15 protein-coding genes are annotated in these 16,902 nt (G+C 72.2%); 10 read left to right on the forward strand and 5 right to left on the reverse strand.

What is annotated here, in order from left to right; genetic code table 11:
- The first annotated feature begins 72 nt into the window (after window positions 1-72).
- Entirely contained in the window at window positions 73-1,059 is a 987-nt protein-coding gene (locus tag M3147_RS11340) for a sugar phosphate isomerase/epimerase family protein (RefSeq protein ID WP_251203579.1), read from the forward strand.
- Entirely contained in the window at window positions 1,056-2,096 is a 1,041-nt protein-coding gene (locus M3147_RS11345) for a zinc-binding dehydrogenase (RefSeq protein WP_251203580.1), read from the forward strand. Before M3147_RS11340 ends, M3147_RS11345 begins: the two co-directional genes overlap by 4 nt.
- Before the next feature lie 19 nt (window positions 2,097-2,115).
- Here M3147_RS11345 and M3147_RS11350 read toward each other — a convergent pair whose 3' ends face one another.
- On the reverse strand, window positions 2,116-2,871 hold the full coding sequence (locus tag M3147_RS11350; protein WP_251203581.1) for a FadR/GntR family transcriptional regulator: 756 nt from the start codon (window positions 2,869-2,871) through the stop codon (window positions 2,116-2,118).
- A 14-nt stretch (window positions 2,872-2,885) separates the two neighbouring features.
- Window positions 2,886-3,707, reverse strand: coding sequence for an SDR family NAD(P)-dependent oxidoreductase (locus M3147_RS11355; protein ID WP_251203582.1), 822 nt, complete (start codon window positions 3,705-3,707; stop codon window positions 2,886-2,888).
- A 135-nt stretch (window positions 3,708-3,842) separates the two neighbouring features.
- Between M3147_RS11355 and M3147_RS11360 the strand changes: the two genes are divergently transcribed.
- From M3147_RS11360 to M3147_RS11380, 5 genes are all read left to right on the forward strand, one after another.
- Entirely contained in the window at window positions 3,843-5,129 is a 1,287-nt protein-coding gene (locus tag M3147_RS11360; RefSeq protein ID WP_251203583.1) for an ABC transporter substrate-binding protein, read from the forward strand.
- A 70-nt stretch (window positions 5,130-5,199) separates the two neighbouring features.
- Entirely contained in the window at window positions 5,200-6,123 is a 924-nt protein-coding gene (locus tag M3147_RS11365; RefSeq protein WP_251203584.1) for a carbohydrate ABC transporter permease, read from the forward strand.
- Window positions 6,120-6,974 carry a carbohydrate ABC transporter permease gene (locus M3147_RS11370; protein ID WP_251203585.1) on the forward strand — a complete coding sequence of 285 codons (855 nt, stop codon included), beginning with the start codon at window positions 6,120-6,122 and terminating at the stop codon, window positions 6,972-6,974. The genes M3147_RS11365 and M3147_RS11370 overlap by 4 nt, the downstream gene beginning before the upstream one ends.
- 201 nt (window positions 6,975-7,175) lie before the next feature.
- Entirely contained in the window at window positions 7,176-7,322 is a 147-nt protein-coding gene (locus M3147_RS11375) for a hypothetical protein (protein ID WP_251203586.1), read from the forward strand.
- A gap of 91 nt (window positions 7,323-7,413) precedes the next feature.
- Window positions 7,414-8,319, forward strand: a complete 906-nt coding sequence (locus tag M3147_RS11380; RefSeq protein ID WP_251203587.1) for a CPBP family intramembrane glutamic endopeptidase — start codon at window positions 7,414-7,416, stop codon at window positions 8,317-8,319.
- A 10-nt stretch (window positions 8,320-8,329) separates the two neighbouring features.
- Here M3147_RS11380 and M3147_RS11385 read toward each other — a convergent pair whose 3' ends face one another.
- The 3 genes from M3147_RS11385 to M3147_RS11395 all read right to left on the reverse strand — a co-directional run bounded on the left by M3147_RS11385 (window position 8,330) and on the right by M3147_RS11395 (window position 11,548).
- Window positions 8,330-8,893 carry a GIY-YIG nuclease family protein gene (locus tag M3147_RS11385; RefSeq protein ID WP_251203588.1) on the reverse strand — a complete coding sequence of 188 codons (564 nt, stop codon included), beginning with the start codon at window positions 8,891-8,893 and terminating at the stop codon, window positions 8,330-8,332.
- Window positions 8,894-8,943: 50 nt separating this feature from the next.
- Entirely contained in the window at window positions 8,944-10,491 is a 1,548-nt protein-coding gene (locus tag M3147_RS11390) for a glycosyltransferase (protein ID WP_251203589.1), read from the reverse strand.
- Window positions 10,492-10,558: 67 nt separating this feature from the next.
- Window positions 10,559-11,548: an endonuclease/exonuclease/phosphatase family protein gene (locus M3147_RS11395; RefSeq protein WP_251203590.1), complete on the reverse strand. Its 990-nt coding sequence runs from the start codon at window positions 11,546-11,548 to the stop codon at window positions 10,559-10,561.
- Between the two features lie 88 nt (window positions 11,549-11,636).
- Between M3147_RS11395 and M3147_RS11400 the strand changes: the two genes are divergently transcribed.
- The 3 genes from M3147_RS11400 to M3147_RS11410 all read left to right on the forward strand — a co-directional run bounded on the left by M3147_RS11400 (window position 11,637) and on the right by M3147_RS11410 (window position 16,858).
- Window positions 11,637-13,598 carry a DEAD/DEAH box helicase gene (locus M3147_RS11400; protein WP_251203591.1) on the forward strand — a complete coding sequence of 654 codons (1,962 nt, stop codon included), beginning with the start codon at window positions 11,637-11,639 and terminating at the stop codon, window positions 13,596-13,598.
- 450 nt (window positions 13,599-14,048) lie between these two features.
- Window positions 14,049-15,440, forward strand: coding sequence for an NtaA/DmoA family FMN-dependent monooxygenase (locus tag M3147_RS11405; RefSeq protein ID WP_251203592.1), 1,392 nt, complete (start codon window positions 14,049-14,051; stop codon window positions 15,438-15,440).
- Window positions 15,441-15,529: 89 nt separating this feature from the next.
- Window positions 15,530-16,858 carry an aminotransferase class V-fold PLP-dependent enzyme gene (locus tag M3147_RS11410; RefSeq protein ID WP_251203593.1) on the forward strand — a complete coding sequence of 443 codons (1,329 nt, stop codon included), beginning with the start codon at window positions 15,530-15,532 and terminating at the stop codon, window positions 16,856-16,858.
- The last annotated feature ends 44 nt before the right edge of the window (window positions 16,859-16,902 follow it).

Here is a 16,902-nt window from a genome sequence, read left to right on the forward strand (position 1 = left end):
TGGCGAGCGCCCATTACGCATAATAGTCTGATTCGTAATACTTTTGTACTTCCAGCATGAAACGAGGAGTCAATGAGGATCAGCGTGTTCCCGAAGGGGGACCTGGAGGCGTTGGCCGTGCATCGCACGATGACGGTCTTCGACTGGATCGAGAAGGCCTCGGCGCTGCCCGCCGACGGGCTCGAGCTGTACAGCGGCATGTTCTGGCAGACCGACGACGCGCACCTCGACGCCGTCGGCGAGGCGCTGGCCGTCGCCGGCTTCGAAATGCCGATGCTGTGCGCCTCGCCCGACTTCACCCACCCCGACCCGGCCGTCCGCTCCGCCGAGTTCGACCGCGAGGTCGAGATGCTCCGCATCACCGCGCGACTCGGCGGGCGCGGCGCGAGCACCCGGGTGCTCTCCGGCCAGCGGCACCCCGAGGTCGCCACCGAGCAGGGGGTCGAGTGGGTCGTCGGCGCGATCGAGCGACTCATCCCGATCGCTCGGGAGCTCGGCGTCACCCTCGCCATGGAGAACCACTACAAGGACGGCGCCTGGTCATACCCGGAGTTCGCGCAGAAGTCCGAGGTGTTCCTCGCGATCGTGGACGCGATCGAAGACCGAGCGACGTTCGGCGTGCAGTTCGACCCGTCGAACGCGATCGTCGCGGGCGACGACTCGGCGGAGTTCCTCGAGCGGGTCGTCGACCGCGTCGTGACGATGCAGGCCTCCGACCGCTCCCTCGCGCCCGGCGCGAGCCTCGCCGAGCTGCGGCAGAGCGATGGCACAATCGGATACTCGCCGTTGCTGCAGCACGGCGTCATCGGCCGCGGCATGAACGACTACCCGCGCATCTTCGAGACGCTCGTCACCGCGGGGTACGACGGCTGGATCAGCATCGAGGACGGGGTGAACGGCATGGGCGAGATGGCCGAGTCCGTCGACTACCTGATCGAGGCAAGGGACCGGTACTTCGGCGGGTCCACCGCCGTCCGCGTCGAGACGCACGAGCACGCGCTCGCGGCCGCCGGCCTGCCGAGCATCGCCAAGCAGGAACTGATCGGAGGGGCGCGATGAAGGCGCTGGTGAAGTACGGGATGAATGACGGCGACGTCGAGCTCCGCGAGGTGCCGGAGCCCGAGCTGCAGCCGGGCACGGTGCTCGTCGCGGCGCGCGCCGTCGGCGTGTGCGGCTCCGACATCCACATGTGGCGGAACGGCCAGAGCTGGGACGTCGCGCTGCCGGTCACCCTCGGCCACGAGACCGCCGGCGTCATCGTCGCGGTCGCCGACGATGTGACCGGCTGGCAGCTCGGCGACCGGGTGGTCTGCGAGACCGCCGCCTCGATCTGCGGGGTCTGCGCGCTCTGCCGCACCGGGCGCTACAACCTGTGCCCGGACCGCCAGGGGTACGGGGCGCTCCGCGACGGGGCCTTCGGCGAGCTGCTGCTCGCCGAGCCGCGCGTGCTGCACCGCATCCCCGACGGCGTGAGCTTCGAGCAGGCCGCGATGACCGAGCCCTTCGCCGTCGCGTACAACGCGCTCGTCGAGCGCGCCTCGGTCACCCCCGGCGATCTCGTGGTCATCCAAGGGGCGGGGGCGATCGGCGCGCTGTCGCTCCTCGTCGCGAAGCTCCGCGGCGCCGGTACCACCGTCGTGCTCGGCACTCCCGTCGACGCCGAGCGGCTCGTGAAGCTGCGCGAGCTCGGCGCCGACCACACCGTCGATGTGACCGTGGACGATCCGGCGGAGCTCGTCCGATCGCTCGGCGACGGCCTCGGCGCCGACCTCGTCGTCGACGCCACGGGCGTCAGCGTCGCCTTGAAGCAGGGGCTGGAACTCGTACGCCCCTTCGGCTCGATCGCGAAGGTGGGCTGGGGGCCGCAGCCGCTCGGCTTCAGCCTCGACCCCCTCGTCGCGAAGGCGGTCACCCTGTACGGCTCGTTCTCGCACACCTGGACGACCTGGGAGCGGGTGCTCTCGCTCTTCGCGAGCGGCGACCTCGACACCTCGAAGGTGCTCGGCGGGGTCTACGAGCTCGCCGACTGGGAGCGCGCGTTCGCCGACATGGAGTCCGGCCGGAACATCAAGTCCGTGATGGTGATGCCCGCCTGAGCCCCGAGCGGGCGCGCACTCAGGTGGTGCGCGCCCCCTCGTGGGTGCGCTCGAAGTCGTCGAGGGTCAGTTGCACGAGTTCCAGCGCGAGCCGCTGCGCGGCCGATGCGTCACGGGCGACGAGCGCCTCGGCGAGTCGGATGTGCTTCTCGACCGCCTCGCCGGACAGGTCGAGCATGCCCGGTCGGGTGTCCTGGCTCCGGGCGTCGAGCGTCGCGCCGATCGTGTCGGCCAGCTGCGCGATGACCGCGTTCTCGGTGCCCTCGAGCATGATGCGGTGGAACGCGGCGTCGGCCTCGAAGAACTTGCGCGCGTTCTGCTCGGCCATCGCATCACGCATGTCGTGCGCGCGCGCCAGGATCTCCTGGCCCTGCTCGGCGGGCAGGTGCTTGGCGGCGAGCCCCGCCGCGGCGTGCTCGAGCCCGAGCCGGAGCTCGAGCAGTTGCTTCATCTGCTCGAGGTAGCCTGGTCCCTGGCCGCGCCACTTCACGACGTACGGGTTCAGCAGGTCCCAGCTCGTCGACGGCAGCACGCGGGTGCCCACCTGCGGGCGCGCCTCGACGAGCCCCATCGAGCTCAGGGTGCGGATGCCTTCGCGCACGACGCTGCGGGAGACGGAGAGTCGCTCGCAGAGCTGCTCGGCGAAGATGATGGTGCCGGCCGGGAGGTCGCCGTTGATGATCTCCTGCCCGACGACGTCGACGACGTGGGCGTAGAGGCCGCTGCCGATCCGCGCCCGGTAGCGCGCGGTGCTCGCACCCCTGAGGTCTGCCACCAGTGAGCCTCCCGTCATTCGGCTGTCGCGAGATCGTACTCGCCGGCGGCGGCTGCGGCCTCGTAGGCGAGCCGGGGGACCTGTGTGGCCAGCTTCCCTCCGCTGATATCGATGAGCGTACCGGTGATGTATCCCGCGTGGTCGGAGGCGAGGAAGCAGATGAGGCTCGCGATGTCGGACTTCGCCCCCCAGCGCCGGAGCGTCAGCGTGTCGAGCAAGCGGTCCTGCGCGGCGGTCTCGAGTTCGTCGAAGTGGTTCATCGAGGTCGGGATCATGCCGGGGGCGTACGCGTTGACCGTGATGTTCCACGGGCCGACCTCGCCCGCGAGCGCTCGGGTGAAGTGCGCGACGGCGGCCTTGGAGGAGGCGTAAGCGCCGCTGCCGTAGATCGGAACGAGGGCGGCGAAGGACGCGGCGTTCAGGATGCGCCCGGACCGCTGCCGCTTCATCGCGGGCAACACCGCGCGGCACATGAGGAACGTGCCCTTGAGGTTCACCTCGTGGACGAAGTCCCAGGTGCGCTCGTCGAGTTCGTCGATGGGGCCGTTGCCGACGACCCCGGCATTGTTCACGAGGAGGTCGATGCGGCCGTACTCCGCCTCGACGGCGGCGACGACGGCGGCGACCCGGTCGGCGTCCCGGATGTCGCACTCGAACTCGCGGTGCCGGCCGCCGAGCTCGTCGAGGAGTGCGCCGGTCTCCGCCAGCTCGGCTGCGCTGACGTCGACCGAGACGGTGGTGACCCCCTCGCGGGCGAGTGTGGCGACGATCTCGCGGCCGATTCCGCGACCCACTCCGGTGACGATCGCGACCTTGCCGTCCAGGTCGATGTTCATGGCGCTCCTCTGCTCCGGCGACCTTGCGGTTGCATTATTAGTATGAATTATTAGAATAATCATACTCAGGTGCCCCGGCACCGATCCCTCATCCCCCCGAAGCGCAGGGTTGCGCACTCACAGAGAGGAGATGCGATGAAGCATCGAGTTGCACTGAAGGCCGCCGCCCTGGCGGTGGGCGTGCTCACCGTCGGAGCGTTGGCCGGGTGCACGACCAGCGGCGGCGAGGCGTCCGACGTCGTCCGCGTCACCCTGGCGAACCACGTCTGGACCGACCTCATCAAGGAGAAGATCCCGGAGTTCGAGGAGCAGACCGGCCTCACGGTCGAGCTCACGCAGCTCGGCGAGGACCAACTTTCCGACCAGTACAACGTGAAGCTCAACGCCGGCACCGACGAGATCGACGTCATGATGTACCGGCCGTTGCAGGAGGGCAAGCTCTTCGCGCAGAACGGCTACCTCGCCGAGCTCGACGACCGCATCGACGCGGCATCCGACTGGGACTGGAGCGACTTCCAAGCCGGCCCCGCCGAGGCCACCACCTACGAGGACACCGTCGTCGGCGTTCCGCTCGTCACCGAGTCGGAGGTGCTCTACTACCGCACCGACCTGCTCGAGCAGGCCGGGCTCGAGGTGCCCACCACGCTCGCCGAACTCGAGAACGCCGCGAAACTCGTCTCCGAGGCGAACCCCGGCGTCGCGGGCTTCATCGCTCGCACCGGCCGCTCGGCCGCCGTCACCCAGTTCTCCAGCTACCTGTTCAGCTTCGGCGGGGACTTCAGCGAGCAGGGCACGGCCGCGGTGAACTCGCCCGAGGCGGTCGAAGCCTACGAGTACTACGGCGGCATGATCCACAAGTACGGGCCGCAGAACGTCAGCACGGACATGAACTGGGCCGAGGCCTCGGCGATCTTCGCCCAGGGCCAGGCCGCGTTCTACACCGACGCGAGCAGCCTCTACCAGAACCTCGCGCTGCCCGAGAACTCCACCGTCTCCGACAAGCTCGGCTACGCGCCGTTCCCCGAGGGGCCCGCCGGCTCGAAGCCGTACAGCATCCCCGCCTGGGCGCTCGGCTTGAACAGCGGCTCCGGCAACCAGGACAACGGCTGGAAGTTCATCGAGTGGGCGACGAGCTTCGACACCGTGCTCGCCACGCAGGAGGCCGGCGTGCCCGGCGCGCGCACCTCGGTGTGGGACGACCCGGCCGGCACCTCGAGCTTCCCCGCCGCGCTCGCCGCCGCCATCCAGGCGAACGCTCAGAACGGGGTCGGCTACGACCGGCCCCTCGTCGTGAACGTCGCCGAGGCGCGCGAGATCGTGGGCGACCCGATCGTCGTCGGCATCACCGGGGGCGACGTGCCCGCGGCCGCCGAGACCGCCGAGCAGAAGTTCCAGGCCTTCCTGGACGACGAGAACCAGTAACGAACGACAACCCGGGCCCGGTGGGCGCGCTTCGTCGCGCCCACCGGGTCATCACCAGAGGAGGTGGCCGGTGAGCCAGGTCGCACACGGCGACGTCGGCGCGTGGGAGAAGACCTCGCGCTGGGTCAACAGACGACGCAAATGGGTGTTCGCGGCACCGGCGATGATCTTCGTCGCCCTGCTGCTCGTCTTCCCCGTCGTCTGGACGCTGTATCTCAGCTTCACGAACTCGAAGGGCTCGGTTCGCGCGCCGTTCGACTTCACCGGCTTCGAAAACTACTTCACCGTCCTCACGGACACCGAGCGGTTCTGGCCTGCCGTCGGCCGCACCGCGTACTTCACCGGCGGGGCGCTCGTCTTCGAGGTGATCCTCGGCATCGCGATCGCGCTCCTGCTCTGGAAGCCGTTCAAGGGGGAACGACTCGTGCGGGTCGCGATCCTTCTCCCGCTCGTCGCCACCCCGGTCGCGGTCGGCATGATGTGGCGGCTCATCTTCGAACCGAACATCGGCTTCGCGAACGAGTTCCTCTCCTGGTTCGGCATCCCCGCCCAGCCGTGGCTGAGCAGCCCGGACACCGCGCTCAGCACCCTCGTCTTCGTCGACGTCTGGCAGTGGACGCCGATGGTGACCCTGATCATCCTCGCCGGGCTCACCGCGTTGCCCGAAGAGCCCGACGAGGCGGCGCGGGTCGACGGCGCCAACTGGTGGCAGCGGCTCTGGTACGTCACCCTGCCGCTGCTCGCGCCGACGATCACCGCGGCTGTCGTGCTGCGCGGCATCGACGCGCTGAAGACCTTCGACATCCTCTATGCGACGAAGGGCAAGGGCGGCGGCTCCTTCCACGAGGTCGAGACGCTGAACATCTACGCCTACGGCCTGAGCTTCGACTACAACCGCTACGGGCAGGCCTCGACCGTGCTGATCCTCTTCTTCCTGATGATCATCGGGCTCATCTGGATCCTGTCCCTCCGGAAGAAGGCGGCGAACAAGTGACCACGAAATCCCTGACCATCGCCGGCGCCCCGCGGCGCCGCAAGTTCCCGTGGCCGACGTTCGGGCGCGCAGTCGGGCTCACCGCCGTCGTGGTCACCTTCGTGGCGCCGCTCGCCTGGATGCTGCTCGCGAGCTTCAAGACGAACGTCGACATCTACGACTCCTCGAAGATGTTCGCCTTCCTGCCGACCCTCGACAACTACGGCACCGTGTTCGGCCAGGCGAACTACGGCGCGTACATCTGGAACTCGTTCTTCGTGGCCTTTGTCGCGACGGTGCTCTCGCTCGTGCTCGCGGTGCCCGCCGCGTACAGCATGAGCCGCTTCGTGATGGGGCGCTCGGCGATGGTCGTGCTGCTCGCCCGCATCATCCCCGGCGTAAGCCTGCTCGTGCCGTGGTACTTCGTGTTCTCGCAGATGCGTCTCGTCGGCAGCTTCGCCGTGCTGATCCTGTCGATGATGTTCGTCTCGCTGCCGCTGATCCTCTACATCATGATGTCGTACTTCGACTCCATGCCCGAGGAGCTGGAGGAGGCCGCGCAGGTCGACGGCCTGACGCCGATCGGCGCGTTCCTGCGGATCACCTTGCCGCTGTCGATGCCGGGCGTCGCGACGGCCGGCATCCTCTCGTTCATCTTCGCGTGGAACAACTTCATGTTCGCGCTCGTACTGTCGGGGGCGAGCACGAAGACGCTGCCCGTCGCGATCTTCGACTTCGTCGGTTACGCGAGCATCGACTGGGGCGGCCTGATGGCCGCCGCCGTCATCGTCACCCTGCCGATCATGGTGATCGCGCTCTTCACCCAGAAGTACATCGTGTCCGGCCTGACGGCGGGCGCGACGAAGGGCTGAACCAGTCGCGGCCGCCGCTGTCAACCCCTGTTCGGCAGCGGCCGCCGGGTGTGAAATGAAGTGGTCGCACAAGGGAGCGATCAACGCACGGAATGGGGTGGCCCGGGTGGCGGTGTTTCGACCGCGGCCCGGGCCTTTTCCGTGTCGGCGGATTGCAGGGGAGGGGTGCGCACGTCGGTCGCCCGACGTACGGTCGAAGACATGAAGGTCACGATCATCGCGACGAACCCGGCCTCGGGCGAGGCCGTCGTCGTCGAGGCCGACGGCACCGACGAGGAGACCGCGACCGCCGCGGCGAAGGCGCAGATCCCGGTGGGATGGAAGGCCGTCAGCATCCGCCGAGTCTGAACGCCGCGGCGATACGCTGGGCCTGCCCACGGGGGACGGCGCCTCGGAGCGGGTTCGACCGACGACGCCGAGGCGGCAGAGAGAGGCACCGATGCGCGCACGTGAACTGAGCTTCGTCCGTGAGATCGAGACGGGGAAGCGCAAGACCCCGCTCGTCGTCGCCTACCTGCTCGCCGTGCTGCTCGCCGTGTTCGGCGTGCAGTTCGTCGTCGGCGCGGGCCTGCGCATCGCGACCGGCTCCGTGACCGACACCTCGAGCCTGTTCTCGCAGCTGATCGAGGGCGTCACCGACCTCGTGCCGATCCTCATCATCTTCGCCTGGGTCGCCTGGTTCGAGCGTCGCCGGGTGAGTTCCCTCGGCCTGCGGAACGCCCGCGGCTGGCTGACCCTGCTGCTCGGCGTCGTCGTCGGCGGTGTCCTCATCGCGATCGCCGCGGCCCCCGCCATCCTCGCCGGCGACGTCGTGCCGGCCGGGCCCGACACCGGCGCGCTGGTGACCGGCACCGCGGCGCTCGGCGCCGTCGTCGCGACGATCCCGATCTGGCTGATCCAGGGCAGCTCCGAGGAGATCATCTTCCGCGGCTTCCTGCTCCAGCGCAGCCTCTACTCCTGGCCCACGTGGCTCGCCATCCTCGTCACGAGCGTGCTGTTCGCCCTCGTGCACCCCGGCGCCTTCGGCGTCGGCAAGCTCAACATCGCCCTCTTCGGCGTGTTCGCCGCGCTCGTCGTCATCTGGCAGAACTCGATCTGGCTCGTCATGGGCATCCACGCCGGCTGGAACCTCGTGCAGGGGAACGTCCTCGGCATCGCGGTGTCCGGCTCGGGCCACGACAACAGTCTCTTCCGCTTCGAACCGGTCGCCGGTCGAGAGCTGCTGTCCGGCGGTGACTTCGGAACCGAGGGCAGCGTGTACGCCACCGTCGTGCTCGTCCTGGCGATCGTGGCCGCGTTCCTGCTCGCGCAGCGCCGCCTCGCCGCGGGGCCCGCGGGACGCTGACCCGGCCGCGTCAGGCGAACGCCGCGGCCCGCGCCGCGACCCACTCGTCGTACTGCGCCCAGGGGTCGTCGACGCCGAGCGCGAGTGCGGCGACCTGCGCGTCGAGCTCGGCGGTGCGCTCGAACCACTCGGTGCCGGGGACGCGGGACGCGGCGAACTGCTCGTGCCTGCGGTGCTCGCACGCACGACCGCCGGGCTCCAGGGCGAGCAGCTCGTCGTGGGGGAGCGCGGCGACCCGCGCCCGGAGCCGGCCGCTCGTGCCGATCTTGATGCGGTCGTCGAAACGCAGGTAGTAGACGACCTCGACGATCGGGGCGCCGAACTCGCGGTCGGGTACGTCGCCGGCCCGCCAGCCGCAGCGCTCGCAGAGCGTGCCGCCGGGGTAGCGCCGCCCCACCCGGGCGCCGCAGGCCAGACACGGCGAGAGCAGCAGCGTGCGCGCGCCGAACTCGCCCTCCGCCCACTCGAGCGCGACGGCGAGGTGGCTCGTGCAGAGGGCGAGCGGCGCACCGGCCGCCGCCGGGTGCGGGCAGGGCGCGCCCGAGGCATCCGTCAACGCGCAGTGATCGTCCACGCGGGTACGGTACGTCGCACCGGTGACATTCGGGCCGCGGATGCCCCGGCTCAGCGGCGCGCGCGGACGGGGCGCAGCACGGTCCGCAGCACCGGGCCGAGCGGCGAGCGCGACACGGCGCGGCGCAGCCGCTGCAGCCGCGAGGGCGGCGTCGCCCGCCGTCGCTCCCGGGCGCGTTCGAGCTCGAGCGCCCACTTCGCCACGACGCGCTCCTCGTCGAAGTCGCGCGCGGCCTGCATCGCCCGCCGCCGCATCGCCGAGACCCGGGCGGCGGGCATCGCCTCGAGCCGCTGCACCGCGCGGGCGAGCCCCGCGACGTCGCCCTCCGGGACGAGGAAGCCGTTCCGCCCGTCGCGGATCAGATCGGCCGGGCCGTAGCGGATGTCGTACGCGATCGGCAGGCAGCCGGCCGCCATACTCTCGACGAGGACGAGGGGGAACCCCTCCGAACGGGACGTCAGCATCATGAACGACGCCCCGTCGAGGTGCTGCCTGGCCGCAGGGTCGTAGCCGTGCAGACGAACCCCCGGAGCATCCGCGGCGAGCGCCTCCACCTCGGCCCGGCACTCGCCGTCGCCGTAGACGTCGAGCCGCACGGGCGTCTCCCGGCCCTCGTTCGCGAGCGCCATCGCCCGCACCGCGTCCTGCACCCGCTTCCGTCGGGTGAGCGCGGCGAGCACGACGCCGCCGCTGCGCGGCCGCACGATCGTCGGCGCCGCGCCCGCCCGCTCGGGGCGCGCGTTCGGGATGACCACGACGTTCGGGCGGTGGCCGACGAGCTCGGCCACCTCCTGCGCCTGCCGCCGCGACAGCAGCGCGACGAGGTCGAAGTCGTCGATGCGGTCGAACACCTCTCGCCGGGAGGCGCGGACCGGATGCGTCTCGCCGCCGCCCGAACGGTGCGAGGCGTGCACGACGTGCGCCGCCACCACGTGTGCGCGTCGATAGCCGAGCATGAACGGCGCGATCGTCTTGCTGTCGACGATCATGAAGCTGCGTTCGCCGGCGGTGAGCGCGTCGAGCCAGGCCGTGTACAGGTGCCAGATGCGCGCCCAGGAGCGCACCGGCTCGCCGCGCCCGTCGCAGAGCACGACCGAGCGCCCGCCGAGGACGCCGCGCTCCCGCGTGTCGCGCCGGTCGCTCAGCACGAGGCTGCCGTCAGGACGGAGGTGGTCGATCTGCAGCAGCCGGCCGGATGCGTCGTGCCGCAGCCGCGCCATGACGCGGTCGTCCCGGCGCAGCAGCTCGTCGGCATCGCCGTCGCCGAGCGGGGTGAAGGCGTCGCGGTCGAGGCGCAGCGAGCCGCCGGGCAGCGGGTGCTCGCGCAGCCACTCGTAGAGGTTCGTGAGACCGACCCCCTCGGCGAGGGCGCCGCGGGCGCGCAGCCCGGCCTCGAGCCCCGGCACATCCGGGTGGGCGTCGAACGTCAGCACCTCGACCGGGGTGCCGCCGAGCCTCGCGAAGGAGGCGCAGCGGGCGAGCATCGCCTGCGTCATCCCGCCGTAGTCGCTCGGAATCGCCCAGGTCACCGCGAACTGCCGCCCCCGCGGCAGTCGCACGCGCGGCGTCGTCTGCACCGCCATCCCCCGATCGCTCATGCGACGACGCTAACCGGGGAGTCTGCGCGCGGGCTGGGGGACCGCCGGGAGCCCGGCGCCGGAGCGCTCAGAACCGCAGCGTCGTGAGGACGGCGAGGTGATCGCTCGCCCCGGCGGGCAGCACAGTGTTCCCGATGGGCGTGAGGCCGCGCTGGAAGAGGTGATCGATGCGCGCGACGGGGAACGCCGCAGGCCAGGTGAAGCCGAACGACGGCTCCGACTGACCCGGCTCGCTCAGCGTGCGCCGGATTCCGGCGAGCGCCGGATCGGTGGATGCCGCGTTGAAGTCGCCGAGCGCGACCACCCGTTCGTTCTCGTCGCGGTCGATGACGGCGGAGAGCTCGTCGAGCATGGTGTCGCGGTCGGACTGCGCACCCGGTCGCAGCGACGCGGCGTGCACGACGTAGACGCTGACGAGCCCCGCGGGCGCGGAGATGTCGACGGTGAGCGCCCGGTTCCAGCCGAGGCCGAGCTCGAGCGGTCGCGCGTTCGAGATCGGCGACGTGCTCCAGATGCCGACGGTGCCCACCCCGTAGGAGTACGGATGGCTCGCTTCGAGCGCGGCATCCGCCTGCGCCCTGGCGTCGCCCTCGAGCTCGGTGAGCGCGATCACGTCGGCGCCGGCGGCGGCGAGCGTCGCGGCCGAGTCGGCGGCCGTCCCCGAGAGCGCCTCGACGTTCTGGCTCGCGAAGACGAGCTCGGCCGGCGCGTCGGCCGCGTCCGCCGCGACCGTGGCGCCGTCCCCGGGCAGCCACGCGAACGACGGACCGACGGCGAACGCCCAGGCGAGCACGGGCACGAGTGCGACGAGCCAGGTGCGACCGCGCACCACGAGGGCGGCGATGAGGAGGGGGACGAGCAGCAGGCCGAACCAGGGCAGCGCGGTCGACACCGCCGACCCGACGAATCCGGGCACGAGCCCGAGCAGCACGACCGCGGTGAACGCGAGCGACAGCACGACGACGGCGCGCCGACGGCCCAGGTGTCGCCGGACGCCGGGCGTCCGGGCAGGGTCGGCGGCCGACGTGGCTCGGCGTGGGGGAAGCGTGCGCGTCATAGTGAGGATCGGCCGTGGGGACCTGGCTCCGACCGTACCGCCTGGAGCTGCACAGGCGCTGGACATCGTGCGAGGACTACCCTGGAGCGTGACCTCAGACGACTTCCCGACGCCCGACCCGGCCGACGCAGCGCCCACCGCCGGTGCTGCCGAGGCGACGGAGCCCGCCGTCGACGCCCCCACCGACGCGCAGTCCGCGACGCCGGCAGACGCTTCCACCGAACCGCCCGCACCGTCCGGCTTCGCCGCCCTCGGCCTCGACGGCGCGGTGCTCGCCGCGCTCGACGACGTCGGCTACGAGACGCCCTCCGCCATCCAGGCCGCCACGATCCCGCTGCTCCTCGAGGGCCGCGACGTCGTCGGCCTCGCCCAGACCGGCACCGGCAAGACGGCCGCGTTCGCGCTGCCCATCCTCGCCCGCCTCGACCTCGACGTGCGTGAACCGCAGGCGCTCGTGCTCGCGCCGACCCGGGAGCTCGCGCTCCAGGTCTGCGAGGCGTTCGAGCGCTACGCCGCACATCTGCCCGGCGTGCACATCCTGCCCGTCTACGGCGGGCAGGGCTACGGCGTGCAGCTCTCGGCGCTGCGCCGCGGCGTGCACGTCGTCGTCGGCACGCCCGGCCGCATCATGGACCACCTCGACCGCGGCACGCTCGACCTCTCGGGCATCCGCTACCTCGTGCTCGACGAGGCCGACGAGATGCTGCGCATGGGCTTCGCCGAGGACGTCGAGTCGATCCTCGCCGACACCCCCGACGACAAGCAGGTCGCGCTGTTCTCGGCCACGATGCCCGCGACGATCCGGCGGATGTCGCAGCAGTACCTGCACGACCCCGAGGAGGTGCGCGTCGCCGCGAAGACCCAGACCTCGGCCAACATCACCCAGCGCCACCTCGTCGTCTCGCACACGCAGAAGCTCGACGCCCTCACCCGCATCCTCGAGGTCGAGAACTTCGAGGGCATGATCGTGTTCGTCCGCACGAAGAACGCCACCGAGGAACTCGCCGAGAAGCTGCGCGCCCGCGGCTTCTCCGCCGCGGCGATCAACGGCGACCTCGCCCAGGCCCAGCGGGAGCGCACGGTCGAGCAGCTGAAGTCGGGCGCACTCGACATTCTGGTCGCGACGGATGTCGCGGCGCGCGGCCTCGACGTGGACCGCATCAGCCACGTCGTGAACTACGACATCCCGACCGACTCCGAGCCGTACGTGCACCGCATCGGCCGCACCGGCCGCGCCGGCCGCACGGGCGACGCGATCAGCTTCGTGACGCCCCGCGAGCGTGGGCTCCTCGCCCGCATCGAGAAGGCCACGCGGCAGCCGATCGCGCAGATGCCGCTGCCGAGCGTCGACGAGGTGAACGAGACCCGGCTCACGCGCTTCGACGACCGGATCACCGCGGCGCTCGACGAGACCGCCCGCATCGAGCGCTTCCGCGACATCATCGCCCACTACGTGCGCCATCACGACGTGCCCGAGGTCGACGTGGCCGCCGCGCTCGCCGTGGTCGGGCAGGGCGACTCGCCGCTGCTGCTGGAGCCCGACCCCGAGCCCCGCTTCGAGCGCGGCCGACGGGACGACGACCGGCGCGGCCGGGACGACCGCGGACGTGACCGCCGCGACCGGGACGAGCACGACGGCGGCCGGGAGCGGCCCGATCGGCGTCGCCGCAGCGATGCCGGCGAGCTGCGCAGCTACCGCATCGCGGTGGGACGCCGGCACCGGGTGGAGCCGCGGCAGATCGTCGGCGCGCTCGCGAACGAGGGCGGCCTCCGCCGCGAGGACTTCGGACGCATCCAGATCCGCGGCGACTTCTCGCTCGTGGAGCTGCCCGCCGAGCTGCCGCGCGACGTGATGGATCGGCTCGAGGGAACCCGCATCTCGGGTCGACTGATCGAGCTTCGGCCCGATCGCGGCGGCCCGCAGCGCTTCGACCGCGACGCGGATCGGGGCCGGCGCCGCGACGACGACCGCGGAAACCGGCGGGACGACGAGCGGAGCGGCCCGCCCGCGCGGAAGCCGCGCCACAGCTCCCGCCGCGCCGAGGACTGACCCGCCACCCTCTGCAGAATCCAGAGTTGCCCGACTTTCATGAAAGTCGGGCAACTCGGGGTGGGGGGCCGTGCTGGGCCGGCGGGCGCGGGTGCTGGGAGCCCCCGGGCTCGGGGCCCGGGGGTCGCCGCCGGAGCAGGCTCTCGCGGCGAGCGGGCGCACAGGATCGGGGGATCCGCCATGCGCCCGCCTCAGCAGAGAGACGGCCCGCCCCGCCGAACATGACGCGGCGGTCCCTGCGAATCCCCTGGGCGCCGCGAGCGGTCCGAGCGGCGAGGTCGCGCAAACGGCGCTCGGGCGGGCGGCTGTGCGACCGCGTGTTGCGTCGTGTTGCCCCGTGCGTCGGCGGGGGCTCGCGGGCGCTCCCTGCCGCCCCTACCGTCGTCGAGGACGGCTCGAACGGGTCGGCGACGCGCCTCCGACCGGGCGTGCGAACGGGGGAGGCGCGGCATGACGAGGCTCATCATCGGCGCCATGGTGCGGGCGCTCGGCGCCTACCCCTCGGGCTGGCGCTACCCGGGCGCGCACCGCGACCCCAGGGGTGACGCGGGGGTGCTCCGCCTGACCGCACGCCTCGCCGAGCGTGCCCGGCTCGACCACCTCTTCTTCGGCGACTGGCTCTCGACCGGGCCGGAGCTCGCGCACCGCGACCCGTACCTCCTCGCCCGCGTCGACCCGCTCTCCGCCGTCGCGCACCTCGCGGCGGTCACCGAGCGCATCGGGCTCATCGCGACCGTCGACTCGAGCTACGCCGACGCGTACTCGGTCGCCCGGGCGACCGCGTCGATCGACCTCCTCTCCGGAGGCCGGCTGGGACTGAACCTCGTCACGACCGCCGATTCCCGGGCGGCCGGCAACCACGGTCTCGATGCCGAGCGGGTGCACCCGAGCCGGTACGAGCGCGCGGTCGAGTTCGAGACGGTGCTGAAGCGGCTCTGGGACTCCTTCGACGACGACGCGATCGTCGCGGATGCCTCGACCGGCGACTTCCTCGACCCGGACGGCCTGCACGAGGCGCGCTTCCGCGGGGCCCATCTGCGCGTCGACGGCGCGCTGAACGCCGTGCGGCCGGTGCAGGGGCATCCGCCGATCGTCCGCTCCGGCGCCTCGCCCGCGTCGCGACTGCTCGCCGCCCGCAGCGCCGATCTCGCACTCGTCGCCGCCGACGACCTCTCCCACGCCGTCGCGGTCCGCGAGGAGCTGCGGGCCCTCGCCTTCGAGTCCGGCCGCGACGACCGCACGCTGAAGGTGATCGCCCCGGTGCTGCCGATCGTCGCCGAGACCCGGGCCGGGGCGCAGGCGATCGCGGACGAGCTGTCGGAGCTCGTCCGGCTCGTCGACGACTGGCCCGACGGCCCGCCGCCGGGGTTCCCCGCCGAGCGCTCGCTCGCGAGCCTCTCGCCGCTCGTCGGCGTCGACCTGCAGGGCGTCTCGCCCGACCTCGCGGTCACGCCGACGATCGCGGCGCAGTTCGGCCAGGCGGGGCATCAGCTCGTCGAGATCGTCGCCGAGCGGACGGGCCGCACGCCGGCGGGGTTCCGCCCGCCGACCTTGCGCCATCTCGTGGTCGCCGCGGCGGTGACGGCGCCGATCATCGTGGGCACCGCCGAGGACGTCGCGGCCGAGTTCGAGGCCTGGGGCGAGGCGGGCGCGGTCGACGGCTTCAACGTGCTCTCCGCGGTGCAACCGGCCCAGTTCGAGGCGTTCGCCTCGCTCGTCGCCCCCGAGCTGCAGCGCCGCGGGCTGCTGCCGCGGGCGTACGAGGGGGCCACGCTGCGCGAGCACCTCGGACTCGCCCGACCCGACGGCGTGCACACCGCCCTCGGCGCCCTGCACGGCTGAGCGGGCAGCGCGTGACGCCGTATGACGCCGCGTTCCGGTGTGTGACCGGAGCGCTGGCGGGGGCGGTCCGGCGGTCGTAGCGTCGCCGCATGACTGGAGCGAGCACGGTGACGGAGCGGAAGGCGCGGGCGATGGAGACCCGCCCCATGCCGCTCGCCGAGCTCGCCGACCGCGGCCTCGTCGTCCCCGTCCTCGGGGGCGATCGCGTCGCGCACACGAACCTCGACCTGGCGGCCTCCGCGCCGCCGCTCGTCGCGGTGGCGCAGCACGTTGCCGAGATCACGCCCTGGTACTCGAGCGTGCATCGGGGCACCGGCTACGCCTCCGAGCTCGCGACGGAACTCGTCGAGGGGTCCCGCGCGGCCGTCGCGCGGCACGTCGGCGCCCGCGACGGCGATGTCGTCGTCTTCACCCGGAACACCACCGACGCGCTCAACCTGCTCGCGAGCGCGGTGCCGGGCGACGTCGTGGTGCTCGACGTCGAGCACCACGCGAACCTGCTGCCGTGGCGGAACCGCCGCGTCGTCGTCGCGCAGCCGAGCCTGGAGGCCACCCTGCGCGCCCTCGAGGCGGAGCTCGCCCGCCGCTCCGCCGCGCTCCTCACCGTCACCGGGGCGTCAAATGTGACGGGTGAACTGCTGCCGATCGAGCGGCTCGCCGAGCTCGCCCACGCGCACGGCGCCCGGCTCGCGGTGGATGCCGCGCAGCTCCTGCCGCACCGGCGCGTCTCGCTCACCGAGTCCGGGGCCGACTACCTCGCCTTCTCCGGGCACAAGGCGTATGCCCCGTACGGCGCCGGGGCGCTCGTCGGCCGGGCCGACTGGCTCGACCGGGCGGCGCCGTACCTCGCGGGCGGCGGGGCGGTGGCGGCGGTCGCGCTCGACGCAGTGGCGTGGCGCACGGGCTCCGAGCGGCATGAGGCCGGCACGCCGAACGTGCTCGGCGCCGCCGCGATCGCCGCGGCCCTCGCCGAGTTCGAGCGGCTCGGGGAGCCGGCGCGGGCCGCGCACGAACGGGCGCTGACCGAGCGCTTGACGGCCGGGGTCGAGCGGGTCCCGGGGGTACGCCGGATCCGGGCGTTCGAGGATGCCCCGGACGCGCTCGGCATCGTCACGCTCGAGCTGGAGCGGGGCTCGGTCGGGCTGCTCGCCGCGGCGCTCTCCGCCGAGCACGGCGTCTCGGTGCGGGCCGGGCGCTTCTGCGCCCACCCGCTCTTCGACCGCGTCGCGAGCCGAGCGAACGGTCTGCGCGCGAGCGTCGGCCTCGGCACGGGGGCGGCCGAGATCGACCGTTTCCTCGCCGCGCTCGAGCGGCTCGTCGCCGAGGGACCCCGCGCGAAGTACCGCCGCACCCCCGACGGCTGGAAGCCGGTCTCCGACGACCGCCCGCGCCCGGCCCTGCTGCACCGCGCCGGCTGAGCCGCCCGACCGAGGAGCGGGGTCGGGCGTTCGGTCCCGCGCTC

Origin of the sequence: Agromyces mediolanus (assembly GCF_023715325.1) — a bacterium.
In the GTDB taxonomy this organism is placed as follows: Bacteria; Actinomycetota; Actinomycetes; order Actinomycetales; family Microbacteriaceae; genus Agromyces; species Agromyces mediolanus_A.